The 25289-nt window shown below is 71.0% G+C and carries 20 protein-coding genes and 1 pseudogene; 7 read left to right on the forward strand and 14 right to left on the reverse strand.

Features of this window, described 5'->3' with window-relative positions:
* Positions 1-10: 10 nt before the first annotated feature.
* The 7 genes from OG711_RS01960 to OG711_RS01990 form a co-directional block, all read right to left on the reverse strand.
* A complete protein-coding gene (locus OG711_RS01960; protein ID WP_329558162.1) occupies positions 11-1081 on the reverse strand; it encodes an ornithine cyclodeaminase family protein in 1071 nt (356 codons plus the stop codon).
* Positions 1082-1155: 74 nt separating this feature from the next.
* Positions 1156-2448 carry an MFS transporter gene (locus OG711_RS01965; protein ID WP_329558163.1) on the reverse strand — a complete coding sequence of 431 codons (1293 nt, stop codon included), beginning with the start codon at positions 2446-2448 and terminating at the stop codon, positions 1156-1158.
* Positions 2445-3842, reverse strand: coding sequence for a pyridoxal-phosphate dependent enzyme (locus OG711_RS01970; RefSeq protein ID WP_329558164.1), 1398 nt, complete (start codon positions 3840-3842; stop codon positions 2445-2447). Before OG711_RS01970 ends, OG711_RS01965 begins: the two co-directional genes overlap by 4 nt.
* 266 nt (positions 3843-4108) lie before the next feature.
* Positions 4109-4636, reverse strand: a complete 528-nt coding sequence (locus OG711_RS01975) for a hypothetical protein (protein WP_329558165.1) — start codon at positions 4634-4636, stop codon at positions 4109-4111.
* Positions 4637-4956: 320 nt separating this feature from the next.
* Positions 4957-6417 (reverse strand): helix-turn-helix domain-containing protein, encoded by a 1461-nt coding sequence (locus OG711_RS01980; RefSeq protein WP_329558166.1) that lies wholly within the window; start codon positions 6415-6417, stop codon positions 4957-4959.
* Positions 6418-6554: 137 nt separating this feature from the next.
* A complete protein-coding gene (locus tag OG711_RS01985) occupies positions 6555-7355 on the reverse strand; it encodes an SAM-dependent methyltransferase (RefSeq protein ID WP_073785832.1) in 801 nt (266 codons plus the stop codon).
* Positions 7356-7366: 11 nt separating this feature from the next.
* Positions 7367-8215, reverse strand: a complete 849-nt coding sequence (locus OG711_RS01990; protein WP_266504573.1) for a helix-turn-helix domain-containing protein — start codon at positions 8213-8215, stop codon at positions 7367-7369.
* Positions 8216-8409: 194 nt separating this feature from the next.
* Here OG711_RS01990 and OG711_RS01995 point away from each other — a divergent pair, with 194 nt between their 5' ends.
* Entirely contained in the window at positions 8410-8850 is a 441-nt protein-coding gene (locus tag OG711_RS01995) for an ATP-binding protein (protein WP_329558167.1), read from the forward strand.
* Between the two features lie 29 nt (positions 8851-8879).
* The gene (locus OG711_RS02000) at positions 8880-9233 is read left to right on the forward strand and encodes a hypothetical protein (protein ID WP_329558168.1); all 354 of its coding nucleotides are present in this window, start codon (positions 8880-8882) and stop codon (positions 9231-9233) included.
* Positions 9234-9515: 282 nt separating this feature from the next.
* On the opposite strand, the gene OG711_RS02010 is transcribed toward OG711_RS02000, so the two are convergent.
* Together OG711_RS02010 and OG711_RS02015 are read right to left on the reverse strand one after the other, a co-directional pair.
* On the reverse strand, positions 9516-10238 hold the full coding sequence (locus OG711_RS02010; protein WP_245876692.1) for a hypothetical protein: 723 nt from the start codon (positions 10236-10238) through the stop codon (positions 9516-9518).
* Positions 10239-10550: 312 nt separating this feature from the next.
* Complete coding sequence (locus tag OG711_RS02015; protein ID WP_329558169.1) at positions 10551-10964, reverse strand: hypothetical protein; 414 nt, start codon at positions 10962-10964, stop codon at positions 10551-10553.
* A gap of 556 nt (positions 10965-11520) precedes the next feature.
* Here OG711_RS02015 and OG711_RS02020 point away from each other — a divergent pair.
* Positions 11521-12258 carry a dienelactone hydrolase family protein gene (locus tag OG711_RS02020; protein WP_073785843.1) on the forward strand — a complete coding sequence of 246 codons (738 nt, stop codon included), beginning with the start codon at positions 11521-11523 and terminating at the stop codon, positions 12256-12258.
* A gap of 456 nt (positions 12259-12714) precedes the next feature.
* Here the strand turns inward: OG711_RS02020 and OG711_RS02025 are convergent, their stop codons facing one another.
* The 5 genes and pseudogenes from OG711_RS02025 to OG711_RS02045 all read right to left on the reverse strand — a co-directional run bounded on the left by OG711_RS02025 (position 12715) and on the right by OG711_RS02045 (position 19729).
* Positions 12715-12876, reverse strand: coding sequence for a hypothetical protein (locus OG711_RS02025; protein WP_329558170.1), 162 nt, complete (start codon positions 12874-12876; stop codon positions 12715-12717).
* Between the two features lie 328 nt (positions 12877-13204).
* Positions 13205-13612 (reverse strand): hypothetical protein, encoded by a 408-nt coding sequence (locus OG711_RS02030; RefSeq protein ID WP_329564256.1) that lies wholly within the window; start codon positions 13610-13612, stop codon positions 13205-13207.
* Between the two features lie 307 nt (positions 13613-13919).
* Positions 13920-13979, reverse strand: a pseudogene (locus tag OG711_RS39010) (hypothetical protein); the annotation flags it as partial.
* A 561-nt stretch (positions 13980-14540) separates the two neighbouring features.
* The gene (locus OG711_RS02040) at positions 14541-17108 is read right to left on the reverse strand and encodes a cation-translocating P-type ATPase (RefSeq protein WP_329558171.1); all 2568 of its coding nucleotides are present in this window, start codon (positions 17106-17108) and stop codon (positions 14541-14543) included.
* 236 nt (positions 17109-17344) lie between these two features.
* Positions 17345-19729, reverse strand: coding sequence for a phosphoketolase family protein (locus OG711_RS02045; protein ID WP_329558172.1), 2385 nt, complete (start codon positions 19727-19729; stop codon positions 17345-17347).
* A 297-nt stretch (positions 19730-20026) separates the two neighbouring features.
* On the opposite strand from OG711_RS02045, the gene OG711_RS02050 reads away from it, so the two are divergent.
* The 4 genes from OG711_RS02050 to OG711_RS02065 all read left to right on the forward strand — a co-directional run bounded on the left by OG711_RS02050 (position 20027) and on the right by OG711_RS02065 (position 25243).
* Positions 20027-20917 carry a universal stress protein gene (locus OG711_RS02050; RefSeq protein ID WP_329558173.1) on the forward strand — a complete coding sequence of 297 codons (891 nt, stop codon included), beginning with the start codon at positions 20027-20029 and terminating at the stop codon, positions 20915-20917.
* 346 nt (positions 20918-21263) lie between these two features.
* Positions 21264-21899, forward strand: coding sequence for a hypothetical protein (locus OG711_RS02055; protein WP_329558174.1), 636 nt, complete (start codon positions 21264-21266; stop codon positions 21897-21899).
* A 207-nt stretch (positions 21900-22106) separates the two neighbouring features.
* Positions 22107-22853, forward strand: a complete 747-nt coding sequence (locus tag OG711_RS02060) for an HAD family hydrolase (protein ID WP_329563566.1) — start codon at positions 22107-22109, stop codon at positions 22851-22853.
* Positions 22850-25243, forward strand: coding sequence for a glycoside hydrolase family 65 protein (locus OG711_RS02065; RefSeq protein WP_329558175.1), 2394 nt, complete (start codon positions 22850-22852; stop codon positions 25241-25243). The genes OG711_RS02060 and OG711_RS02065 overlap by 4 nt, the downstream gene beginning before the upstream one ends.
* Positions 25244-25289: the final 46 nt, after the last annotated feature.

Below are 25289 nucleotides of genomic sequence, written 5' to 3' on the forward strand. Positions count from 1 at the left end.
CTCTTCTCTCTCAGAGGCTGAGCAGGCTGCCGATGTCGCGGGCCTCGGCCTGGGCACGGACTCGGTCGGCGACGGCCACGTCCAGGATCGACATGCCGAACGGGTTGGTGACGATGACGTCGTTCTGGCCGCGCCGACCGGGATGGCGGCCGGCCACGATGTCGGCAAGTGAAGCGTCCACTCTCCGCGCGCCCGGCAGGGGAGTCACTCCGGGCCGCGGCAGGCCGTCGGGCCCGAGCAGGCTGCCCGCGCGGTGCATGCGGCCGAGGAGGCGTCGTGGGTCGTCGGACACCAGGCCCCAGTCGTCGACGACCACGAGATCGGCGCTCGACACCGCCTCCTGGGTGAGGTCGTCGAGAGAGACATGGGCGATCAGCGCGCCCGCTTTCAGCCAGTCGGGCTCGATGTAACCCTCCGTGACCGTGGTGACCGGAACAACCAGGTCGGCGTCGGCGACGCACTCCCGCGGTCCTGCGGCTGCCTTCAACGCCAGGCGCTCCCCGCCGGGCAGCCCGGCGACGAACGCCAGCAGGCTCTCCGCGCGGCCCGGTGTGATGTCGTACGCGATGACCTCGCCGAGCGTCGGCACACTCGCCAGCAGGAGCGTCGCGTGGGCCTGCGCCAACGTGCCACAGCCGATGAGCGCGAGGGTCCGGGGTACCTCGACGGCGAGGTGTCGCGCCGCGAGGGCGGTCACCGCCGCAGTGCGCATGGCGCTGATGTAGGCGGCCTCCATCAGGGCGACGGGCCGGGCCGTGTCCACGTCGAGCAGCAGCGTGAACCCTTGGGACCGGGGAATGCCCCGGTCGGGGTTGGCGACACTCGCATTGATCGTCTTCAGGCCGATCACCGGCCCGGACTCCCTGATGAGCGCGCCCGGCATGGCCAGGCATCGGGCGGCGGCGCCGCCCGATGTCGTCCAGCCCAGATACGCCTCTTCCGGGAGGACCGACCTGCCCTCGCTGTGCAGCACCAGCGCCTCGGCGACGGCGTCGACGATATCGATCCGCCGGGTCGCCTCAATGACGTCCGCACGGGTCAGATAGCGAAAGGAACTCTCGGGGTAGCGCTCGAAATCCACGGGCGGAGACCTCCTGAGGTCTGAGGGTGGGACTCGGAACTCGCGGGGAAGACAGACACGGGGAGAGACCGGGGTCAGGAAACGGGCCCGAGGACGGATGCCTTCGCGGGCAATCGTCGGACCAGGGCGAGGACGGGAACCGCCGAGCTGAGAAGGAAGATCCCGGCCAGGAGCACCCACCCCGCCGTGCCGAGGGCGAGCACCACGCCGGTCATCAGGAGCGGTCCGGCCACGCGGTTGGCCATGGTGCGCCCCAGGTTGAACAGGACCAGGTAGGCGCTGCGCGCGTGCTCCGGGGCGAGTTCGTAGGAAAGCGTCCACGAAGCGCCCACCTGGAGCACCTCGCCGAAGGTGAGGAGGACGATGGATCCCGCCATGACGGCGACGGCCGTGCTCGGTTCCACGCCCGGGGCCAGCGAGAAGCCCGCACACGAGACCGCGAGCAGCCCGCCGGCGACGCCGTAGGAGACCCAGGAGCGTCGGGGCGTTCGATAACAGGCGTTCAGTGGGTACTGCAAGGCGACACAGGCCACGGTGTTGACGGCGTAGAGAATCCCCACGTAGCGCTCGGGCACGTCCGTGCGCGTCACGAGCCACAGCGGGAAGGCCACGTTCAGCATCGGCGTCCACAGCGACAGCACCGCGTTGTACAGAGTGAATCCCAGCAGCTTCCAGTCCTTGAGCAGCAGCCCGACCCGGGGCTGGGTTCGCTGGGCGCCCTCGTCGCCACGCACACAGAGAAGGAGCAGCGCCACGGCCGCGTACGCTGCCGCGCCGCCGATCATCAGCCAGTCGAAGGAGGCCCGGTCCCCCCGTCCGAGCGCCACACTGGCGATCAGCCCCCCCGCGCTGATCCCCAGATTGACGATCGTGCGCTGCATGGCCATGACCCGGCTGCGGAGGTTCCTCTCGACGCGCGCGCCGACATAGGCCTGGACGAGGGGAGCCGACGACTGTTCCGTCACGGCGATGACGATCGCCACACACAGGAATCCGCGCCACCCGTCGACCCAGAGGTATGCGAGCGTCGCCACCGAGCGAATCAGATCGACGCCCACCAGCACCCTGCGCGGCCCGAAACGCTCGGCGAGACGGGCGACGGGCACTGCGGCGGGCATGGCGACCGCGCCCGCGATGGCCAGCCCCGCGCCCACCGAGTTGACGCTCAGCCCCACGATCCGCACGAAGTAGATGGTCGAGGCGGCCAGGAACAGACCGGTCCCGGTCCACTCTATGAACGCCACCAATTGCAGTGACGGCAGGTAGTCGCTCCACTTGGCCCGCTCCTCGTGAGTGCCGGCACCGTCGGCGTGCGTGCCGACGCTTTCGCGGTGCGTGCCGGGACTCTCGCCGTGCTTGCCGGTCATTTCCGCGCTGCCCCCCAGCCGAAGGCGACGCCGTCCGCGCGCAGACGATCGACAGCCTCGCTGACGTTCTCGTGAATACCCTGTTCCTTGATCCAGTCGTCGGAGTAGAAGGTGTCGAGATACTTGGCGCCGCCGTCGGCGGCGAGGCAGACGGGGAACCCGCCGGCGGCCTCCGTGGCGAGATCCGCCAGCAGCGCGCGGACGACACACCCCGTGGAGCCGCCGACAGTCACGTCGAGGTCCTCGCGCAGAATCCGGCAGACCGCGATGGCCTCGGCGTCGTCCACGTGCACCGCGTGGTCGTACGCGCCGTCCCGGAGGAACGCGGAGCGGCGGCTGGCTCCTATTCCGGGAATGAGTCGACGTCCGGCGCTGCCGCCGATGGCGACGGAACCCGTGACGTCGACGGCGACACAGCGGACATCGGGCCGGTGTTCACGCAGATGGGCAGCGATGCCGGCAAGGGTTCCCCCGGTCGACACCGGTGCGTACGCGGCGCTCAACTCCGGTCCCGCCTGGTCGGCGATCTCCGGTCCGGTGCTGTGCTCGTGCACCCGGGGGCTCGCCGGGTTCTCGTACTGGTTGGGCCAGCGGTACTCGGGGTGCTCGGCGAGGATGCGGCGCACCGTGTCGAGTCTCCGTAAAAGGTAGCCGCCCTGTCCGTCGGGCTCGTCCACGACGATGACGCGCGCGCCTCGCTCCAGGAGTTCCCGCCTGGTCGAGTGGGGGGTCTTCAGGTCCACGACAGCCAGAAATACGCAGTCTATGGAGGGGAGAATGTGTGCCATGGCGAGACCGAGGTTTCCCGAGGTAGATTCGACGACCACCGTGCCGGGTGCCAGGGGCGCTTGACGATGCAATTCCCGTAACAGGCCCACAGCCGTTCGGGCTTTGACCGATCCGGTGACCCCATGTTCTTCCATCTTGAGACCGAAGCGGGCCGTCCTGCCTCGCAGCGATAACGAGATCCGCCGTAGCGGGGTACGGCATAAGGCGTGGTCGAAGGCACGTTCAACCTGCAGCATGGACACCTTCCCATGGGTTCCGTCGCACGAATGTCCGCACCGCGAAGGGACCCAGCAGATCATGTATCGACATGTACTCGACTGCAAGCATGTTTCGAGCCACGCCATTCGTCGCGTATCGACGACATCCGCAGGAAATAACGGGTGCGGCCCGTGCCCGGGTTCGCGCGAGTCGGCGAAAAGACGCTGGCCGGGAAGTTGGCCGGTCCAAATTTCGTCCTGTGGCTCGAGTTCCGGAAGTGCAATCCGGGACAACTTGAACTCCGGCGTACGGAAGAGCTGTGTGTAGCTGCGCATACAGGAGTTTCGCAAGGTGCACGAGTTGCTAAAGGTCCTTGCGGCGCCGTGAGGCAGCCAGAAACGACGCATTCCTGTCCGCCCTCCCGAGCAGACCGTTGAATTCTGTCCTTCCGAGCTCGCCCAATCCAGACGCCTCTCTACCGACTTCGGCGGGGGCTGACGTGAGGAACCTCCGTCTCACCTTGCCGGCGCGTCCGCAGCGATCGCACTGAACGGGTCCTGTGCTCGAGCGCCACGCAGAACCGGAACAGGACACCGCCCGCATAACCTGCGCGCGGTGATTACCACCAGCTTGAACTCCCGGCCACCCGGTCAGCGGATTCCCCGACAGGGGTTTAACCGCTCTCAGGCACGGTGAACGACTTCTCGGTCCCGGCCACCGTCATATGGACGTCGGTCGTGTAGGCATTGCCCTTGACACCGTAGACGGACGGAATCTCCCGGCTCAGATAGCCCTGGTTCCCGGTGAACCGGAAGCAGAACCTGTCCTGCCTGCCGCCAAGCGCCCACACCTCCAGCAGTCCCGGCGCACTGCCACAGGTGACGAGGGTGATGTTTCCGTCACCGCCCTTGAGCACGATGCCCTGCTCCTGAAGAATCCTGGCGGCCCCGGGATAGGCGAAGTCTTCCACCGCGTACGGCATCGAAGCGTCCGCCCCGCTCTGCGGAGAGCCCGGCTGATCCGCGAACGCAGAACCCGACAGCATGGCGGGGGTGTCCAGGCGCTGCGGCGGGCAGGCGGACCTGCTGCGGGTGGCCTTCACCGCCGTGAGACCGCGTCCGGCGGCGTCCAAGCAGACCGTCCACACCCGTGGCGTCACCCGCTCCCCGACCGCGGAAGGCTGCCCCGTGAACCGCCCCATTTCCCGCCTCCACCGAAAGATCCGGAACCGAAGTGCCGACATCATCCGCCATCCCCCGCGCCCGCCGGGGCGATCGGCCACACCGTGCCGCGCCAAGATCCGGCACCGGGATCACGCCACCGCCCCACAACTGGTGGCCCCCCACTAGACGGGAGACGCCCGGGAGTCCGCCGCGCTGATCACGCCGCCCGGGCTGACTCGACTGGCGTGCGGGGTGTGGTCGGCGGGGCCGGTGTGTGCCGAACGAGGACCCTGAACGGCCTCGTTGCGTGCCGAGGCCGGCCATCCGCATCGCAGGCGGCGGTCCCGGTTCGGTCCGCTCATTTCTCCGGCGGCGGGGGTGTTCGCTCCGCAGGCGCGCCTCCTGTGAAGGTCCGGCCGCCGCGTCGTGGGAGCCCGCCGGGCCCGCTGTGCTCGTCGAGTGTCAGGCAGGCGAGGTGGAGTTCCGCGCGGGTGGCCGGTGAGGTCAGGTCGGCGGCGAGGCGTTCGGTGATCTCCTCGAGCCAGCGGTTCAGGGTGGTGCGGTGAAGCCCGAGGGCGTCGGCTGCCGGGGCGGTGTGGCCGAGGTGCTGCAGCCAGACGCGGAGGGCGATCCGCAGGGGCGGAGCGTCCAGGGGCGCGAGGAGGGTGGTGGCCCATCGGTGCGCGGTCGGTTCGTCGGTCAGGGCGACGGGGAGCGGTGCACGGCTGCTGGGGTCGCGGGTGGGGGGCGGGTCCGCCGTGGCAGCGGCATCGGGGGTGGGAGTGGGGGTTCTGAGGGCGAGGAGGAGCTGGGCCCGGGTGGTGGCGGAGTCCAGGGGTGTGTGGAGGAGGTGGGCGGTGGTGCGCAGGCGGGTGCGGACGGTGGCGCGGGAGACGCCGAGGATGTGTGCGGTGGTGCCGATGGAGGCGGTGCGGAGCCAGATGTTCAGCAGGCGGCGGGCGGTCGTGTCGAGGGGGTGGAGCAGGGTGCGGGCCCAGGCGGTGAGCCGGTCGGGTGGGATGAGGCGTAGCAGGGCGCGGTCGCCGAGGCCGGTGACGGGGGCGAGGCGGTGGCCGGGGGTCGCGGCGGTTTGTGCTTGTCCGGCTTCGTCCCAGGCAGTGGTGATCATGTCGAGGGCGCAGGGGTCGGCGACGCCGCCGAGGAGGTGGTGGCGTTCGGCCGCGCGGGCGATGAGGCGCAGGACACGGCCGTTGTCGGCGGCCGGATGGAGGGCGATGACGGTGAGTTCGCCGCCTTGGAGGGTGAGCAGGGTGTGTTCGCCGTTGTCCGGCGCGGTGGGCTGGAGGGCGCGGCGCAGAGCGTGGTGGGCGCGCTGGGGGTCGGGGCCGGTGAGGCGGTAGACGGTGGCGGTGGGGGCGAGGGTGCCGAGGATGGTGTGGGCGAGGGTCGTTTCTCCGCGCAGGAGGAGGCGGACGGCGGCGGTGTGGAGGCGGATCTCGGCGGGTCTGAGGTCCAGGGTGCGGCGGGCGCGGACGTCGAGGAGGCCGGTGGTGGCGGTGGCCACGAGGTCGGCGCGGCGGCTGGAGGTGTCGGTGCCGGGGCACAGGACCAGGGCGGCTCCGGCAGCCGGGTGGACGGTGACGGGGGTGGTTTCCCCGGCGTCGGTGGCGGGTGGGGCGGCTGCGGCGCGGATCCCGTCCTCGGCGGCGTCGGGCGGGGTGCTGTAGATCGCGCCGGCGATGGGGTCGGCCAGCACGGCCCAGCCGTTGATGGTGTGGGCTGCTTCGGCGATGAGCTGGGCGCCGGAGCGGGCGGCCGCGGCGATGAGCCGCCGGATCACCACAGCGTCGCTGTCCATGACGACCAGCGTTGGGCAGGTGCTGCCGCGGCGCATCCGCAGGGGTGAACGGCCGGTCGCGGTGTCGGTGGTTGGCGCTGTGCGGTTCTCCGGCCGGGTGGGCAAGGGGGCGGGAGTGCGGGAAGGGGGTGGTGGTCCTAGGGGATGCGGGCGACGGCTCCCCAGCCGGCGCGGATGGCGGTGGTCCCGGTGGTGGCGTCCGGCCGCCAGTTCGGCCAGGACACCAGTCCCGGGGCGACCAGTTCCAGGCCCTGGAAGAAGCGCCCGATCTGCTGGGGCGTGCGGAGGATGTAGGGGATGGCGCCGGTCGCGTTGTAGGCGTCCTGGGCGGCCCGGTGCTCGGGGCCGTCGGCGTCGCAGTGGCTCAGGGCGAGGTAGCTGCCCGGCGGCAGCCGCCGTACGATCCGCTCGATCAGGTCGAGTGCCTCGTCGAAGTCTTCGATGTGGCCGAGGACATCCGCGCAGACCAGGGCGACGGGCCGGGACAGGTCCAGGGTGTCCGCCGCTCCGGCGAGCACGGTGTCGGTGTCGCGCATGTCCGCTTCGACGTAGGCGGTGGCCCCTTCGGGGGTACTGGTCAGCAGCGCGCCGACGTGAACGAGGACCTGCGGGTCGTGGTCGACGTAGACGATCCGGGCGTCCGGGGCGATCCGCTGGGCCACCTCGTGGGTGTTGTTGACCGTCGGGAGTCCGGATCCGAGGTCGAGGAACTGGCGGATGCCGGCCTCGGCGGCGAGGTAGGTGATCATGCGGCGCAGGAACGCCCGGGACTCCTGCGCCCACTGCCGGGCCTGGGGAAGGGCGGCTTCGTAGGCGAGGCCGGCAGCCTGATCCGCCGGGTAGTGGTCCTTCCCGCCGAGCCAGTAGTTCCACACGCGGGCGGAGTGGGCGACGGAGGTGTCGATGCGCGGGCGCTGGGCGGGCTGGTCGTCGGTCATCACTGTTCCTCTCACAAGGTGGTGGGGAGCGGCGTTTCGGGGCCGGGGGCGGCGGCGCACGCCTGGTCCAGCAGCATGCGGTAGGCGGTCACGGTGAGGGTGTCGTCCCAGATGCCGGGCGGGCCGACGGGGCTGTCCCGGACCACATGGTCGGGGATCTCCTCGACATCGACCCGGTACAGGGTCAGGGCGCAGGCGCCGGTCAGCGGATGCGCCGGTCCGGCGAGCGGCGAGACCTGGATGGTGCGCAGCCCGCGCGGGGGCCCGGCCGCCGTGCGCAGGGCCTCGATCTGCTCCGCCATCACCGCCGGGGAGCCGACACGGGTGCGCAGCGCGGCCTCCGGCACCAGGGCCCAGATGCGGGCTTTGCGTGCCGCGATCCGGGCCTGCCGCTGCGCCAGGAACTCGGCGCGCCGCCACCGGGCCGCCTCCGGGGACCCGGGGAGCCGCACCCGGTCGAGGGCCTCGGTGTAGGCGGGGGTCCGCAGCAGTTCGGGAACCAGGGCGGGGTCCCAGACCCGGATGAGGCTGGCGGCCGTCTCCACGGCCATCGTCTGCTGCTGCCACTCGTCCATGACGTCGCGCCAGGGGTGCCACCACTGCGGTGCGTTCGCCTCCGCCAGCTGGGCGAGGAACTCGGCGGTCTCCGCCTCCCCCGCACCGTAGAACCGCAGCAGCGTGCCGACCTGCCCGGCGTCCAGCGACGTCTCCGCTCCCTCGATCCGCCGCACCGTCGCCGCGTGGGACCCGAGCTCCGCAGCGGCCTGCGCGGCGGACACGCCGGCTCCTTCCCGCCGCCACTTGAGACGGGTGGCCAGCACCGCGTGCAGTACGCCCGGCCCCGATCTCGGCCTCGGCATCCCGGCCTCCTCCCGGCGTGTCCGACACGGTGCGCACCCTGCCCATGGTGTACATCCTGTGCGTTGCACCTGTCGTGCGGTGCGTCACACAGTTGAGTGTGTCCGCAAATCCGGCGTGCCACCACGCCGCGCCCCGCCGGCCGCAGGCCGTCACGCCCGGACCGTCACCGCACCCAACCTGTGGAGCCACCTGTATGACCTGCCCCGCCGCGTCCCGACCCGCCGGTATCCGGCACACCCGCATCCATCTCGACCGCTGCGCCCGCGCGTGCGGCGAGGCCCGCCGGTGGGCCAGGAACACTTTGCGTGACTGGCCGCCGCCTGACGGTTGCCTCCATGGGCGTGCGGACGAGGACATCGTCCTGGTCGTCTCCGAGCTGGTCACCAACGCGGTGACCCATGCCGTCGGCCCGATCCGGGCGGACCTGCACCGGCACCCGGACGGCTCCATCCGGGTGGCCGTCACCGACGGCGGCCCCGCCGCCTTCACGCACCGCCCCGCGGCCGGCCCTCTCGCCGAACACGGGCGCGGCCTGGCCATCGTCGCCGCCCTCGCCGCCCGTCACGGCCGCGACACCACCCCCGCCCGGCCCTTCCGCGCCAGATCCTGGGCCGTCCTCACCCCCACCCGCTGACACCCCACCCCGCAAGGAGCACCGCACGGATGACCCACGACGCCGTCTCCCTCCCCCGCCAGCGCCGGCACACCGCAGCCGATGTCCGCCTCGCGTTGACCGAGGTGACCGTCACCCAGACCCTGCGGCTCGCCGTGGCCGACACGGAACAGCTCGCCCGAGCAGGCCGCCAGATCGCCGCCCAGGACCCCGACACCGCCCGAGCCCACGGCTGGCGCCCCGGGACACACCTCGACCCGGCCACGGCGCTGCGCCTCCTTCTCGCCGACCGGGACCCCTCCGACCTCACCGACAACGCCCCCGAGTACGGCCTTCGCCTCACCAGCAGCATCACCCTCGCCACCGCTGCCACCGGCGCCACTCTCTACGAAGAGACGTCATAGCCGTGCCGGAGTTCAGGCGGTGCCGCGCCGGACGTCGGCCTCAAGGCCCTGGGCCCCGGTGAACTCCTTGAAGTTCTTCAGATCGCCCCTGGCCCGACGGTGGATGAACCCGAGCTTGTCACCGTCGGTGTAGGCGGCCTTCCCTGCGGGGCGTGGTCGAGCTGGAGCATCACGTTCGTACGCGTGTCGTCGAGCCGGTGGAACGTGACCACCCCCGCCTGACGGACCTCGCCCGCCACCGTGGTCGATGAGAAGGCCGATGGCGATGCCGGTCGCATCCGCTCAGCCGGCCGCAGTGTTCTGTGTCGCCTCGCGTGCCTCGGTGAGGGCTCGCTGCCTGATGCTGCCGAACAACTGCGTCGTGACGGAGGCCAGGACGTCATCCCTGCCGATGGTCCACCCGTCCCCCGTGCGAACGGACAGGGCCCGGAGGGGGTCCTTGAGGGACAGGGGCGGGGCCGGTTCGCCCGGCATCACCAGGGCGACCGTACCGAAACGTTTGACCCCGCCCCCGCGGACGACCATGGCCGCGTCCCGGGCGAGGTTCGTCAGGAACATGCTCGCGATCCCGTCCAGGTCGCGGACCATCGCCGGGACGGCTGTCACCCCTTGGCCCCGCAGCAGCTTCTTGACCCCGGCCTCGAACCTGTGGGCTCCGACAACAGCACTCGGCTTGCGCGACCTGCTGCGCCTACGAGAAGGCACGACGACACCCTCAGCGCCGTACAGGACACCGGTCAGGCCCCGGAACGTCGGGCTGTAGTGGTACCACTGGTCCCCCACATCGACCTCGACGTCCCGTTCGAGTGCCGAGACAAGGTCCCCGGGAATCAGCTTCTTCCGGGCCTGCTCTGCTCCCACTCTCCTCGCACCGTCGATGATCTGCGTCAGCACCGTACGCGTCACCGACGCGGCGGCCCACACGGCCGGCCGGGAGACGTGCATCAGGGTCACGTCCCTGAACACCGCTCTGACGAGAACGGGCTTGAACGGCGGGACACCCATGACCGAGGCAGCGTCAGGACCTATGCGCGCAGGACGTCCGGGCTGTGCGGTCACCGGAAGAAACGCTCCCTGCTGTCGGAGTTGTCACAAGCCCGCACTTCACCACACAGACCCGCCCTCGTCCCCCATCATCCCCTGGCCAAGGGCCTGACGGGCAATCGAGCCCACCCGGCGGGAGTTCCTGGACCCGCTGGAAACGGGCGGGCGGGATGCGGACCCGGTCGCGGCGGCCGTACGCTCCTTCGCCGCGCTCCAGGCCGCGGTGGTGGGCTCGTCCCGGAGATCGACGCGGTCAGGCGAAGCGGAGCGCTCCTACGGGCCGTCGGCGCCGGCGTCCTCGGCTCGCGCGGTGGCCGCCGGTTCCAGCAGGGACCAGCCGTCGATCTCCACCGCTCCCCGCTCCTCCGGCTGCCACCCACCGGCCAACGCCGCGTCGAGCAGAGCCCGGACGGCACCGGGCTCGTGCAGGTTCAGGCCCGCACCCCGGACGAAGCCCACGTCACCGGAGCCCAAAGGGGCGCCGCCCGGGACGTACCGGCCGGGACCGGAAGCAAAGACGATACGCAGCGGCCCTCCGGTACCGGCCGGCTGCGGGGACAGGGTCAGGGTGTGGCGGCAGTCCACCGACCCGCCGTCGGCATCCATTCGGTGGGAGTGGCGCATCGACCACATGTACACGCGCCCGTTGGCGACCAGCCGGCGGGGCTTCTTCAAAGGGCGGGGCACGGAGCCGAAGGTACGCGATCTGAATGCACGGGGCACACCTGCTCCTGGCAGTGACCAAGCGTCGATGAGACGAACAGGACAGGGCGGTCGCCCAGGATCTACGGCCCTGACGGACCGTACGAGCCGCACGAGTTGGCCGCCGAAAGCTCAGAAGCAAGGTCCTGTTTCGACACCATCGCCAGCGGCCACCGGCTCCCGTAGGCGTCGTCGTAGCTGCGGGACTCCGAGTGTCCGCCGTCGAGTGTGTCGTCGCCGGGGCCGCCCCGCAGGATGTCATCGCCGTCAGCCTCCGCCGCCCCGGGACTTCAGGCAACGGCGGGGCGGCGGGCGGATGCATGCTTCACGGGTTTGCCGCGGTACGACGCCGGAAGCCTGCCGCGAAGGTCAGCCTCCAACGCCGCGGCCTGGGCAGGTGATCCGACAGCGCCGCCGTGGGAACGGGGTTTTTTGACCGCTTTCGTTAGCCCGCGCCATATGTCGGAGAGATGCCTGCGGTGTTCTGCCGGTGGCAGAACACCGGCCGGACCGGGCTCGACGATCACTACAGTCCGGTCCCATGACGACGATCACGACGCGTACGGTCGAGTACCCGGCGGACGGTCTGACGATGATCGGGCACCTCGCGCTCCCGGCCGGTGCCGACCGTCGGCCCGCGGTGCTGCTCGGACCGGAGGGCACGGGACTCAGCGACGTCGAACGCCGCCGGGCCGACGCTCTCGCCGAACTGGGATACGTGACATTGGCCTTCGACCTGCACGGGGGGCGCTATCTGGGGGACCCCGAGGAGATGCTGGCCCGTTGCCTGCCGCTGCTCGCCGATCCCGGCCGGATGCGGGGCATCGGCCATGCGGCCCTCGACGTGTTGCGCGCCGAACCGCGGACCGACCCCGACCGGATCGCCGCCGTCGGCTACGGCACCGGGGGCGCCGTTGGGCTGGAACTCGGGCGCGACGGCGTCAGCCTGCGCGCGATCGGGACAGTCAACGCGACCACCACGGGCCGACCGGGTGAGGCGGCGCGCATCAGCTGCCCGGTGTGGGCCGGGGTCGGGTCGGAGGACCCGATCATGCCGCCCGCGCAACGGGACGCGTTCACCGCCGAGATGCAGGCCGCGGGCGTCGACTGGCGCCTCACGGTCTACGGCGGCGCCTTGCACGCCTTCCACCACCCGCCGGTCGACCACCCCGTGGTCCCCGGCGTCGGCTACCACCCACAGCACGCGCGGCGAGCCTGGCGCGACGTGCTCGACCTGCTCGCCGAGTGCCTGCCCGTGACGGAGGATCTCGGGCCCTGACACAGGTGAGCAGGCCGGCGCCGGGCACTGACAGTCCCCTCCCCGCAAGTACGCACAGCAGAACCGCATCCGGGCACAGGACAGGGCAGACGCACCCCTGGCCAACGAACAGGCTTCCTTCGTTCGCATCGCTTCACGGCCCCATCGCCGCGCCCGGACATCGGCAGACAGACCACCCTGGCTGTGCCGACGCGCCCTGGAGGGGGAACGCCGTGCCCGGGAGCCGCCGGGAGGCCCCGGGGTCTCCCGGCTCGATACCGGCGGTCCTCCACACCGTGGCCGGCTGCGTGTACGCGGCGCCGGCGTCGAAGCCCGGGGTGTCCAGGACGGAGGCCGCGGTGAGGTCCCGGCCGGCCGGGATGCCGAGGGTCAGGACCACCAGCACCCTTTCGAGGCCGGTGATGAAGGCCGCGGCGGTCCGGGAGGGCGAGACATCGACCGAAACTCTCGATCAGCTCACAGGACCCCGACGGCACTCTCCTCGCCGTCCCTCGCCCGCCGCACGACCTCCAGGACCTTCCACAGGGCGTCCAGCTCGAAGGCCGGAACGGTCAGCAGGCGGACCGCGGGTCTCCCGGCCTCCGGAGCGAGGACCTCGCCCCTGATGCGCCCGATCACGCACCCGGCGATGCGGTAGGTGAGACCGGTCAGGACGTACCGGTCCGCGTCGTCCTTGTCCTCAGCGACCTCGGCCGCTCTGCCGAGAAGACGGAAGGTGTCCTCAAGGCAGGCGGCGGCCCCCGATCCAGGCCGGATCGCCGGGCATGACGCACACTCGGCCGAGCCGCTGCCGCTTCGTCATTGCAGCAGCATGCCTTCCTCACAGCAGGTACATACCGGGCACAGGCACCCGCCGTCACCTCAGGGGACGCGGTCCGTATCACCTCCTGAACCCGATGCTCCGAGACCAACCCCGGGAGGGGGCTGACATGCCACCGGGGCAGAGTCAGCAGCCGGGGCCGCCCGGCGCAGACGACGTCAGGGCGAGCGCGGCAGTCCGTATCCCGGCCTCCCACGTCCGCCGGTCGAGCCCCCGCGTGTACCCGATGCAGCAGCCGCATCGCGGGATCAGGGAGACGAACGCCCGCTCCTCAACGGTTTCGGCTTCCGTCTCCCACCAGTCGCCCGTCGCCAGGTCGGCGGGAGCGATGTCCCCGTCGACCGGTCTCGCGGCCAGCTGGCGCAGCGCGTGGCGCCGTGCCACGCCCCGCTCAGGCAACTCGATTCCGGTCTCGGAGAGTGCTTGCTCGAACGCGTCGCGGATATCGCGGGTATCCGCGTTGCGGGGCAGCCCGGCGAGCTCGCACAGCGTGGGGGTGTCCAGCCCGGCAGCGAGTGCCTCGGCAGCGGTCATCGGCCGCGCACCCGGGCAGCATCGAGTTCGCCGTCCACGACCCCGGCCCGCAGATGCCCTCGCGGACCACTGCCTCCACCGCGGAATGGCCGTCCGGCTCGGCAGCGAGCTGTTTGACGCTCCAGCACCGGCGGTCGGTGTGCACGGTGAACGACCGGCCCTTCGGCGGCACCCTGAGGGTCACGGGCACGTTCAGCGGCGAACGATCAGCCGCTCTCTCGGGTGAGGGTGGCCCTACAGGCCAGCCGAGTGCCTCGAAGACCCCGGCGCCCCGCCACTGCCGAAACCGGTTGTGCACGGTGGACCAGGCACCGAACCGGTCCGGCACCTCCCGCCACTGCGCTCCCGAGCGGAACTTCCAGATCACGCCCTCGCACTGTGGTCCCGCAGCCGCCCGGGATACGGACCGTACTCACCCACCGGCAAATACCGCTCGACGAACCCCCACTCCTCGTCGGTCAGTTGCGCACGCGTCATGTGTGCTGGCCTACCAGACCCGCCCTCGGAACAAGGCCGGATGCGGCAGACTGATCACGGCTCAATACAGGCCCTGAGGTATTGGCGCGCCGGCTGGACGGTTACGGCTGCTGCTACTGGATCACCTGGTCCGGCTGTCCGACCCGGCACCTCCCTGGCCGGCCGTCCGCTACCGCCAGAGCGCGCCGGTCCCGCCTCCGTCTTGCCGCCTCCACACGCTGTGCTCGATCCAGCCGTTCAACACAGGGGCGAGATGCTCGGTGCGCACGTACGGCATGGACACGACCTGGACGAGTCATTCCGAATACTGACGGTGTCTCCGTGCGCGCAGACATGACGTCCAAGACCGTTGGGTCACGAACAACCTGGACGCCCTGTGCCTGAAGATCGACGACGAGATCGGAGGTACCCGATGGCGCTTGGCAAGCCGCCGCGCCTGACGGACTCCGAACTAGCTGCCCGTGCCGTTGCGCAGGTGCTGGAGGTCGGCCGAGGGGGAGTCATCGTCGGGTTTCGCCAGTCGAGTTTCCGCGCGGGCTGCGGTGAAGGCCGTGAGGCCGACGGCCGCGGTGATGCCGATGTCTGTCCAGGACGGGGCCGAGGTGCCGAGGAGCCGGGCGAGGAAGGGTACATATACGGCGGCGGCTCCCAGGGCGGCGGCGGTCAGCACGGCGGCCGGGAGGGAGAGGTTACGGCGTGTGAGAACCCGCTCGCGCAGTCCCAGTGCGATGCCGAGCTGGGCGGCCAGCAGGGACAGGAACAGCACTGTCTGCCAGGGGCCGCCTGTATGCCGGACCCACAGGCCGACTGCGAGGCATACAGCCGTGACGAGGATCGACAGGCGCAGGACACGCTGCCACAGGCCGTCGCCGAGGACGTGCTGCCGCGGTCGGCGCGGGGGGCGGTGCATCGCGTCGGGGGAGGCGGGTTCGGCTCCCATGGCCACCCCGGTCAGGCCGTGGGTGAGGAGGTTGATCCAGAGTATCTGTCCGGCGCGCAGGGGCAGTGCGAGGCCGAGCAGGGGGCCCAGGAGCATGATGAGGATCTCTGCCGCGCCGCCTGCCAGGGCGTAGAGGAGGAAGCGGCGGATGTTGGCGTAGACGCGGCGTCCTTCTTCGACGGCGTCGACGACCGAGGTGAGTTCGTCGTCGGCGAGGACCAGGTCGGCGGCCTGACGGGCGACTTCGGTGCCCCGGCGGCCCATGGCGACGCCGATGTCGGCCTGGCGCAGTGCGGGGCCGTCGTTGACGCCGTCGCCGGTCATCGCGGTGACCTCACCGCTTGCCTGCCACGCCTCGACGATGTCCAGTTTCTGCTGGGGTGAGGTCCGTGCGAAGACACGGACCCGGGTGAGGTCGGGGACCTTGCCTGCCGCGAGTTCCTGGCCGGTGACCACCAGGCCCGGCCGGTCGGCTTCGTCGCGGCGCAGGATGCCGACGCGTACCGCGATGGCGCGGGCGGTCGCCGGATGGTCCCCGGTGATGAGGACGGAGGTGATGCCGGCGCGCCGGCAGGCGAGTACGGTCGCCTCGGCGGCTTCCTTGGGCGGGTCGCTGATGGCCGTGAGGCCCAGCAACTTCAGGCCGCTCTCGCTCTTCTCCGCGGGGTTGGGCACATCGGTGCGGGTCCCCTTGGCCACGGCCAGGACGCGGTAGCCCTCGGCGGACAGGGCAGCCGCCTCCTCGCGGGCACGCTCCAGGACTTCGGGCTCCTCGTCGAGCAGCGAGGGTGCCAGCACTGCTTCCGGTGCGCCCTTGAGGCAGATGTCGATCGTCCCTCGCGGGGTGCTGTGGAGGGTGGTCATGCGTTTGCGGAGGCTGTCGAAGGGGACTTCCCCGACCCGGGGCCGGGTGGGGGCGAGGTCCTCGCGGGCGCGCCCGGCCTTCGCGGCGGCGGTCAGCAGGGCGGCTTCCGTCGGATCGCCGAGGGCGGCCCAGGGTGCGCCCGCCTCGGCGGGCGGGACCAGCGAGGCGTCGTTGCACAACGCTCCCGCGACGAGGACTTCGCGTACGGCTCCGGTCAGGACGGGATCGGGAGGAAGGCCGGCATGCAGGAACTCGCCCACCGGTTCGTATCCGGCCCCGGAGACGGTGACGGTGCCGTGGGGGGTCCAGACGCGTTCGAGGAGCATGCGGCCCTCGGTGAGGGTGCCGGTCTTGTCGGTGGCCAGGACGGTGACCGATCCCAGGGTTTCGACGGCGGAGAGACGGCGCACCACCGCGTTGCGGGCGGCCATCCGCCGTGCGCCCAGGGCCAGGCCGAGTGTGACCACGGCCGGCAGCGACTCCGGGACCGCGGCGACGACGAGACTGATCGCGGTGACGGCCATGAGTTCCAGCGACTGACCACGCAGCAGTCCGAGCGCCAGGACCAGGAGACACAGCCCGACAGTGACGAGGGCCAGTACCTTGCCCAGTCCGGCCAGGCGTTTTTGCAGGGGAGTCATCTGCTGCCTGGGATGCAGAGAGGCGGCGATCACGCCCAGGGCGCTGTGCGGTCCGGTCGCGGTGACCGTGGCCACGGCCCGGCCTCGCACCACCACCGTCCCGGCCCGCAGCCGTGCCGCGTCCGGGTCTGTTCCGTGGGCGTCCTTGTCTGCCGGGACGGATTCGCCGGTGAGAGTCGATTCGTCGACCAGGAGTGCGGCGGCCGCCAGCAGGGTGGCGTCGGCCGGCACGATGTCGCCCTCGCCGAGCATCAGGACATCTCCCGGAACGATGCCGGAGGAGGCGATTTCCTGCTCCGTTCCGTCACGCCGGACGCGCGCGGTCGGGGCGGTCATGGCGGACAGGGCCGCGACCGCGTTGTCGGCGCGGACCTCCTGCACCACGCCGACGGTGGTGTTGAACAGGACGACCGCACCGATGATGATCGCGTCGGCGTAGTCCGCGGTGGCGATGGTCAGGGCCACCGCGGCCAGCAGCACGATGATCAGCGGGTCGCGCAGTTGTGCGGAGACGCGGGAGGACAGGGAGATCGCGGGAGGCGGGGCGAGCGCGTTGGGCCCGTACTCGGTCAACAGCCGGGCAGCCTGTTGCCGGCTCAGGCCCGCTCGTTGGGCCGGTTCGGGGTGAACGTCGGACACGAGGGACATGGCGGCTCCGGATGCTCTGGTTCCGGCGCCACAGGTTCTGTGACGCGGTGTGGTGACGGTCTGGCGGGGTGCTGTGGTGTTCGCGGAGCTGCCGGGCGGGTCACGGGGGCCGGGTCTCTGCCCTGGCCCCTCCGTGACTCCGCCTCCCCCGCTCCCGGAGCTCAGCCGGTCCAGGTCCAGTCGCTGACCTCGGGCAGATCGGTGCCGTGCTCGCGGATCCAGGCGTGGTGGCGCAGCCGTACGTCCGCCATCTCCTGGCGGACCGCGGCGGCGCGGACGGCGAGGCCGGGGACGCGGTCGATGACGTCCATGACCAGGCGGTAGCGGTCGAGGTCGTTGCGCACCACCATGTCGAAGGGGGTGGTCGTCGTGCCTTCCTCCTTGTATCCGCGCACGTGCAGGTTCGCGTGTCCGGTGCGCCGGTAGGTGAGGCGGTGGATGAGCCACGGGTAGCCGTGGTAGGCGAACACGACGGGCTTGTCGGGGGTGAACAGGGCGTCGAAGTCCGCGTTCCGCATGCCGTGCGGGTGCTCCTCCCGCGGGAGGAGACGGGCCAGGTCGACCACGTTGACGACCCGGACGGCGAGGTCGGGCAGGTGGTTCCGCAGGAGCTGGGCGGCGGCCATGACTTCCAGGGTGGGGACGTCCCCCGCGCATCCGAGGACGACATCGGGCTCCCCGTCGTGGTTCTCGGTGCCGGCCCAGTCCCAGATTCCCGCACCGCGGGCACAGTGTCCCCGGGCCGCTTCGAGTGTCAGCCAGTCGAAGCACGGCTGTTTGCCCGCCACGATGACGTTGACGTGGTCACGGGAGCGCAGCACGTGGTCCGCCACGGACAGCAGCGTGTTGGCGTCCGGCGGCAGATAGACCCGTACGACCTCGGGTGCCTTGTTGAGGACATGGTCGATGAAGCCGGGGTCCTGGTGGGAGAAGCCGTTGCTGTCCTGACGCCACACGTGAGAGGTGAGCAGGTAGTTGAGGGAGGCGATGGGGCGCCGCCAGGGCAGGCGCCGGGAGGTGCGCAGCCATTTGATGTGCTGGTTGACCATGGAGTCGATGATGTGGACGAACGCTTCGTAGCAGGAGAAGAGTCCGTGCCTGCCGGTGAGGAGGTAGCCCTCCAGCCATCCCTGGCAGGTGTGCTCGGAGAGGATCTCCATCACCCGGCCGTGCGGGTCGAGGTACTCGTCGGTGTCCCGTGTCTGGGCCTGCCAGGCCTTACCGGTCGCCCCATATACGGCCTGGAGCCGGTTGGAGGCGGTCTCGTCCGGTCCCACGAGTCGGAAGTCGCGCCGCTGAGCGGTGTTCTCCATCACCCCTTCGATCAGGCCGCCCAGGACCCGTGTGGGTTCGTGCAGGGTGGCGCCGGGTTTGTCGACGGCCACGGCGTACCGTTCCAGCGCCGGGACCGGCAGGTCGCGGACGAGCAGCCCTCCGTTGGCGTGCGGGCTCGCGCCCAGCCGCCGTGTCCCGGCCGGCATGCACTCCAGTACGGCGCCGACGGGCCGTCCGGCCTCGTCGAAGAGTTCCTCGGGACGGTAGGAGCGCATCCACCGCTCCAACTGGCTCAGGTGGTCGGGGTTCTCGCGCACTTCGGTCAGCGGGACTTGGTGGGCGCGCCAGGTGCCCTCGACCGGCAGGCCGTCGACCTCGGCCGGTCCGGTCCACCCTTTGGGGGTGCGCAGGACGATCATCGGCCAGCGGACGCGTTCGCTCACGCCTTCGTCGCGGGCTCGCCGCTGCGCGGTCCTGATCCGGTCGAGTGCGGTGTCCATCGCGTGCGCCATGGCCCGGTGCACCCGTAGCGGGTCGTCGCCCTCGACGTGCAGGGGCTCGTGTCCGACGCCGCGCAGGAAGGCGTCGAGCTCTTCCCGGGGCAGGCGTGCCAGGACGGTCGGGTTGGCGATCTTGTAGCCGTTGAGATGCAGGATCGGCAGGACGGCCCCGTCATGGACGGGGTCGAGGAACTTGTTGGAGTGCCAGGAGGCCGCCAGCGGGCCGGTCTCGGCCTCACCGTCGCCGATCACGCACCCGACGAGGAGGTCCGGGTTGTCCAGGGCCGCGCCGTAGGCGTGGGAGAGGGCGTATCCCAGCTCGCCGCCCTCGTGGATCGAACCCGGGGTCTCCGGTGCCACATGGCTGGGCACGCCGCCGGGGAAGGAGAACTGACGGAAGAGCCGGCCCATGCCGGCCTCGTCCCGGCCGATGTCCGGATAGGTCTCGGAGTACGTGCCCTCCAGCCAGGAGTTCGCCAGGACGGCCGGTCCGCCGTGGCCGGGGCCCCAGACGCAGACGGTGTCCTGTCCGCGCTCCCGCGCCACGCGGTTGAGGTGGGTGTGCACCAGGTTCAGGCCGGGCGAGGTTCCCCAGTGGCCCAGCAGCCGGGGCTTGATGTGTCCGGGTCGCAGCGGCTCTTTGAGGAGCGGGTTGGACAGCAGGTAGATCTGGCCGACGGCCAGGTAGTTCGCGGCCCTCCAGTGCGCGTCCAGCGACGCGAGTGCGGCATCGTCGAGGTAGGAATCTTCTCCCTGGATATGGGTGGGCATGTCTCGCTCCTTGGCTGATGCCGAGCGGGGCCTGATCGTTCGGCCCGCCCGCCGATGTCCGAACCCGCCGGACGGCGACGATCACCGTTGCGCCGGGCACGGTGTTCCGGCCGTGGTAACCGCCGGGTGGGGCTGTTCTCCATCGTCGTCGCCCCGGCGATCGGGAGGCGAGGGCCGTTCGGCCCCAGGCGGGAGCCGGGCGGCCTCTCTTGCGGCGCTGCCACCGGTGCGAGGCTCCGGCTGAACGAGCCACGACCTCGATCTGTTCAGAACAGCACACAGCAGGAGGCGAGCAGCATGCTCCGACCCGTCATCGTCGGCATCGACGGATCTCCCGAGAGCCTCGCCGCCGCCGGGTGGGCGGCGAGGGAAGCGCAACGCCGTGACACGGCGCTGCGCCTCGTCCACGCCTGGGCATGGTCCCCGCATCCCTCCTGCGCCGTTCTCCCGGCGATCAGCCAGCGTCATTGGGCGCAGCGCATCCTGCGGGAGGCCCGCGATCATCTCGGTGCCTCGTACCCACACCTGGACGTCGAGGAATCTGAGGTAGAGGGACTCGCTCCGGCCGTGCTCATGGAGGCGTCGTCCGGCGGGGCGCTCCTCGTACTCGGATCGAGGGGGCTCAGCGGCTTGGCCGGCTACCTGTCGGGATCGGTGGCGCTGCATCTGACAGCACGGTCCACCACACCGGTCGTCCTCGTGCGAGCAGGCGAACAGGCTTGTGACGCGCGCCAGTTGAACGCGGAGGGCCGCAGTTCGACGGATACCCCCTACCGCGACATAGTGCTGGGGATCGACCTGGCACACCCGAGCGAAGAGGCACTCGGATTCGCTTTCGAGGTGGCCCGGTCGCGAGGCGCCGTCCTGCGTGTTCTCCACTGCTACCGTCCTGGGCCGATCGCGGCGACGGGTTCCGGTGCCGCGGTCAGCCCCGAGGCAGCCGCGGAGTGCAAGTCGGCCCTCGACGCGCTGGTGCGACCGTGGCGCGAGAGGTATCCGGAGACCGTGTTGACGACCATGGCCCGGCCGGGACGTGCCCAGAGCCTGTTGTTGCACGCCGCGTCCGGGGCCGGGCTTCTCGTCCTCGGCCGCCGGGAGCGGCTCCGGCCCGGACCGTACACCAGGCCGGTGATTCATGCCGCCATGCACCACGCCCGGTGTCCGATGGCCACGGTGCCGCACGTCTGACCCGGCAGCCGGCTGACAGGCGTGGACTGTGACCTCGCGGATGCGGGTTCCGGCCCGGTGCGGTCCGCACCCGGTCCGCACCGGGCCGGTACCGCTGCTGGACGATGTCCGGATCAGGCCCGCTGGGACGGCCGCGCCGACGAGTCGACCGGACAGATGGGGAAGGGCAGCCCGCGCGGGGCACCGGCTCTCGGCAGCCGTCCCGGCCGGGAGACCCGACCGGCCTGCCGGGCAGGGACCTTCGGCCTGCTGCCGGGGGCCAGCCGGACCGGTCCCCGCGACCGGCCCGGCAGACAGGCTGAAGGGGTTCACGCATCTCGCGTGACTCAAGCAAGGGTGGGCCACCATGGCGCTGCATCATCCTCGACGACTCGCGGGCATCCGCTTCCCCTCCTCCCGCAGGACCTCGGGGGAGGGAGCGGCCGCTGACCAGACGGCCGCGCGTGACGAAGCGGCCCCGTCCGCCGTCGCTCTCGCACGTACCGCCGCGGTACTGCGCGTCCTCACCGCGTTCACCTTCCTGTGGGCGTTCTTCGACAAGGCCTTCGGCTGGGGCTACGCGACCGGGGCCGGCAAGGGATGGATCGACGGCGGTTCGCCGACGCTGGGCTTCCTGAGCGGCGTCTCGGCCGGCCCGATGGAGGGCACCTTCCATGCCTGGGCCGGCGACGCCTGGGCGGACCGGGCCTTCATGCTGGGCCTGCTGGGTGTCGGCGTCGCCCTGGCGAGCGGGATCGCGCTACGGCTCGCGGCAGGTGCCGGCATGGCCATGATGGCGCTGATGTGGGTGGCGGAATGGCCTCCGGCGCGGCACCTGTCCGACGGTTCGCCCAGTACGTCGACGAATCCTTTCATCGACTACCACGTGCTGTACGCGGCCATCCTCGTGCTGCTCGCCGTGGCGGCCGCCGGGCGAACCTGGGGCCTGGGCATCGCATGGGCGCGGCTGCCCCTCGTACGCGGGCACCGCTGGCTCCTCTGACCCGCCGTCACCTTGCCACCAGTGCCATCGAGCTCTCGCGTCGTCACCTGTTCCCCTCGCGTGCGCCCGGAACCCGCCGATCACAGGAGAACCGTCATGACCGCACACCCGCGGACCGCAGCGGGCGACATCCCGGGCGACGCCACCGCCGATCCCGGCCACGCTGCCGCCGTTCGGGACCGTTCGCGTCTTCCCGTGCTGCGAGACATGAGAGCCGTCGTGTTCGACACCGATGGAGTCATCACCGACTCCGCGCGGATCCACGCCGCTGCCTGGAAGACCGCCTTCGACGCGTGTCTGCGCGCACACCCGTCACGGAGCCCCGGGCCCGAACGGCTCTTCGCTCTCCCGGCTGACTACCTGCGCCACGTGGACGGCAGATCGCGGCTCGACGGTGCCGCCTCGTTCCTCGCCTCACGCGAGCTGCGGCTCCCCGCGGGCAGCCCCGACGATCTCCCGGGAACCGGAACCGTGACGGCGGTCGCCGCCCGCAAGGAGCAGCTCTTCGTGGAGCGCCTGAGCCAGGGCCGCATCAAGGCGTACCCCGGCACGGTCCGGCTGCTACGCGTTCTGCACGCCCGAACCGTGCCGATGGCCGCCGTCTCCGCGTCCCGTCACGCGGGCGAACTGCTCCGGGGCGCCGGAGTGCTGGATCTCTTCGCGGCCCTGGTGGAAGGGGGTGAGGCGGCCCGGCTGGCGCTGCCGGGCAAACCGGATCCCGCCCTGTTCCTGGAGGCGGCCCGCAGGCTCGGCACCCCGGTGGAGCACACCGCGGTGGTGGAGGACGCCTTGGCGGGAGTCGAAGCAGGTCGCCGTGGCGGTTTCGGCCTTGTGATCGGCGTGGACCGTACCGTGGGTCCGGGCACGGGCACCGCGCTACTGAGCCACGGCGCCGACCTCGTGGTCACAGACCTGGCAGAACTGTTCGACGACGACGGCCAGGACCGGCCGTGACGGGATGGACCTGGGAGTACCACGGGTACGACCCGGCGTCGGAACGGCTGCGCGAGGCCCTGTGCACGCTGGGCAACGGATACTTCGCCACCCGCGGTGCCACGCCCGAATGCCCGGCCGGCGACTCCCACTACCCCGGCACGTACGCCGCGGGCTGCTACAACCGGCTCACCTCGACGGTGGCCGGCCGGCAGGTCGAGAACGAGGACATCGTCAACCTGCCCAACTGGCTGCCCCTGCGCTTCAGGATCGGCGCGGAGAACACCGACGCGCCCTGGCTCACTCCGGACAGCACAGCGCTGCTCGACCATCACCAGCGCCTGGACCTGCGCGCGGGAACCCTGGAACGGACCACGCGCTACTCGGTCGGGGACAATCAAGTGCTGTCCGTGCGGCAACTGCGGCTCGTCCACATGGCGGACCCGCATCTCGCCGTATTGCGGACCGAGTTCACCGCGGAGAATTGGGCGGGCAGCGTGGACGTCGAGGCGGCCCTGGACGGTTCGGTCACCAACGACGGCGTCGCCCGATACCGGCAGCTCGACGGCCAGCACCTCACCGACGTCCGCACCGGGCACGGCACACCGGACTCCGCCTGGCTGACCTGCCGCACCCGTACGTCCGCGATACGCGTCGCCATGGCCAGCCGTATGACCGCCGACGGCCCCGTCGAACACCGCCACACCGATCCGGGCGCCCTCCGGGTCACCCAGTTCCTACGCCTCTCCCTCGCACCCGGCCGGCCGGCCGCCGTCGACAAGGTCGTGGCGCTGCACACGTCACGCGACCCCGCCATCAGCGATCCACTGCACGCAGCCCTTGACAGGGCAGACCGGGCACCAGGATTCGAGGCGCTTCTCAGCTCTCACCGCGAAGCCTGGCGGCACCTGTGGAACGCCGCGGAACTGGACGTACCGGGGAAGACGGGCGAGATCCTGCGCCTGCACCTCTTCCACGTCCTGCAGACGCTCTCCCCCCACACGGCCGCCCTCGATGCCGGGGTGCCGGCCCGCGGCCTGCACGGAGAGGCCTACCGGGGCCACATCTTCTGGGACGAGCTCTTCGTCCTGCCGTATCTGAACTTGCGCTTCCCCCAGGTCTCCCGGGCTCTGCTCACCTACCGCTACCGGCGCCTCGAACAGGCACGGAACGAAGCCGCCGACGCCGGCAGGGCCGGCGCACTCTACCCGTGGCAGAGCGGGAGCGACGGCCGGGAGGAGACCCAGCAGGTGCATCTCAACCCCCGCTCCGGACGATGGCTGCCCGACCACACACGACTTCAGCACCATGTCGGATCGGCGATCGCCCACAATGTGTGGCAGTACTGCGAGGCCAGCGGGGACACCGAATTCCTGCACACCCAGGGCGTGGAGATGCTGACGGAGATCGCCCGCTTCTGGGTGGATCTCGCGACCTACGACGACGCCACCGGACGCTATCGAATTCTCGGCGTGGTCGGCCCCGACGAATACCATGACGCCCGTCCCGGCTCCCCGGTACCCGGTCTGGACGACAACGCCTACACGAACGTCACCGCCGCCTGGGTACTCGCCCGCGCGCTCGACGTGGTGCGCGCACTGCCGCAGGCACGCCGGGACCGGCTACGCGAGCGAACGGGTCTCCAGGTCAGCGAACTGGACCGGTGGGACGAGGTGTCCCGGAAACTGCGGGTGGCCTTCCACGACGGAGTCATCAGCCAGTTCGACGGCTACGCCGAGCTCGCCGAGCTCGACTGGAGCGCCTACCGGGCACGCTACGGCGACATCCGCCGGCTCGACCGGATCCTGGAGGCGGAGGGCGACACGGTCAACCGCTACCGGGCCTCCAAACAGGCCGACGTCCTCATGCTCGGATATCTCTTCCCCCTGTCCGAACTACGTCGGATCTTCGCCCGGCTGGGCTACGAACTGGACGACGCGATGTGGGGCAGGACCGTCGACTACTACCTGCCGCGTACGAGTCACGGCTCCACCCTCAGCGGGCTGGTGCACGGCTGGGTACTGGCCCGCCTGGGACGCGAGGACGCCTGGACGTACATCGAGGAGGTGCTGGCGGGCGATGCCGCAGACATCCAGGGCGGCACCACCGAGGAAGGCATACACCTCGGCGCCATGGCCGGCACCCTGGACCTCGTCCAGCGCGGGCTCACCGGCCTCGAGACACGGGACGGCGCACTGTGGCTCGACCCCGTACCGCTGCCGCAACTCCCCGAATACAGCTTCTCCGTGCGCTACCAGGGGCATGAGGATCTCACCGTGCAGGTACGGGCCGGAGAGTTCCGGGTCACCGCATCCGCATCCGGACGATCACCGATCGACATCAGACTCCCCACCCGCACGGTGTCCCTCGCCCCGGGCGAGACCTGCTCTCTGCCGCTGCACGGCCGGTGACGCACACCTCCGACGGCAGCCCGGCGACGACAGCCGGGGCCGGTCG

Source organism: Streptomyces uncialis (assembly GCF_036250755.1).
Taxonomy (GTDB): Bacteria; Actinomycetota; Actinomycetes; order Streptomycetales; family Streptomycetaceae; genus Streptomyces; species Streptomyces uncialis.

Coding starts and splice junctions, on each gene's coding strand:
- OG711_RS01965 (WP_329558163.1), bottom strand. CDS start 2,448: ATGACCGGCAAGCACGGCGAGAGTCCCGGCACGCACCGCGAAAGCGTC.
- OG711_RS01970 (WP_329558164.1), bottom strand. CDS start 3,842: ATGCGTCGTTTCTGGCTGCCTCACGGCGCCGCAAGGACCTTTAGCAAC.
- OG711_RS01975 (WP_329558165.1), bottom strand. CDS start 4,636: ATGGGGCGGTTCACGGGGCAGCCTTCCGCGGTCGGGGAGCGGGTGACG.
- OG711_RS01980 (WP_329558166.1), bottom strand. CDS start 6,417: ATGGACAGCGACGCTGTGGTGATCCGGCGGCTCATCGCCGCGGCCGCC.
- OG711_RS01985 (WP_073785832.1), bottom strand. CDS start 7,355: ATGACCGACGACCAGCCCGCCCAGCGCCCGCGCATCGACACCTCCGTC.
- OG711_RS01990 (WP_266504573.1), bottom strand. CDS start 8,215: ATGCCGAGGCCGAGATCGGGGCCGGGCGTACTGCACGCGGTGCTGGCC.
- OG711_RS01995 (WP_329558167.1), top strand. CDS start 8,410: ATGACCTGCCCCGCCGCGTCCCGACCCGCCGGTATCCGGCACACCCGC.
- OG711_RS02000 (WP_329558168.1), top strand. CDS start 8,880: ATGACCCACGACGCCGTCTCCCTCCCCCGCCAGCGCCGGCACACCGCA.
- OG711_RS02010 (WP_245876692.1), bottom strand. CDS start 10,238: ATGGGTGTCCCGCCGTTCAAGCCCGTTCTCGTCAGAGCGGTGTTCAGG.
- OG711_RS02020 (WP_073785843.1), top strand. CDS start 11,521: ATGACGACGATCACGACGCGTACGGTCGAGTACCCGGCGGACGGTCTG.
- OG711_RS02030 (WP_329564256.1), bottom strand. CDS start 13,612: ATGACCGCTGCCGAGGCACTCGCTGCCGGGCTGGACACCCCCACGCTG.
- OG711_RS02045 (WP_329558172.1), bottom strand. CDS start 19,729: ATGCCCACCCATATCCAGGGAGAAGATTCCTACCTCGACGATGCCGCA.
- OG711_RS02050 (WP_329558173.1), top strand. CDS start 20,027: ATGCTCCGACCCGTCATCGTCGGCATCGACGGATCTCCCGAGAGCCTC.
- OG711_RS02055 (WP_329558174.1), top strand. CDS start 21,264: ATGGCGCTGCATCATCCTCGACGACTCGCGGGCATCCGCTTCCCCTCC.
- OG711_RS02060 (WP_329563566.1), top strand. CDS start 22,107: ATGAGAGCCGTCGTGTTCGACACCGATGGAGTCATCACCGACTCCGCG.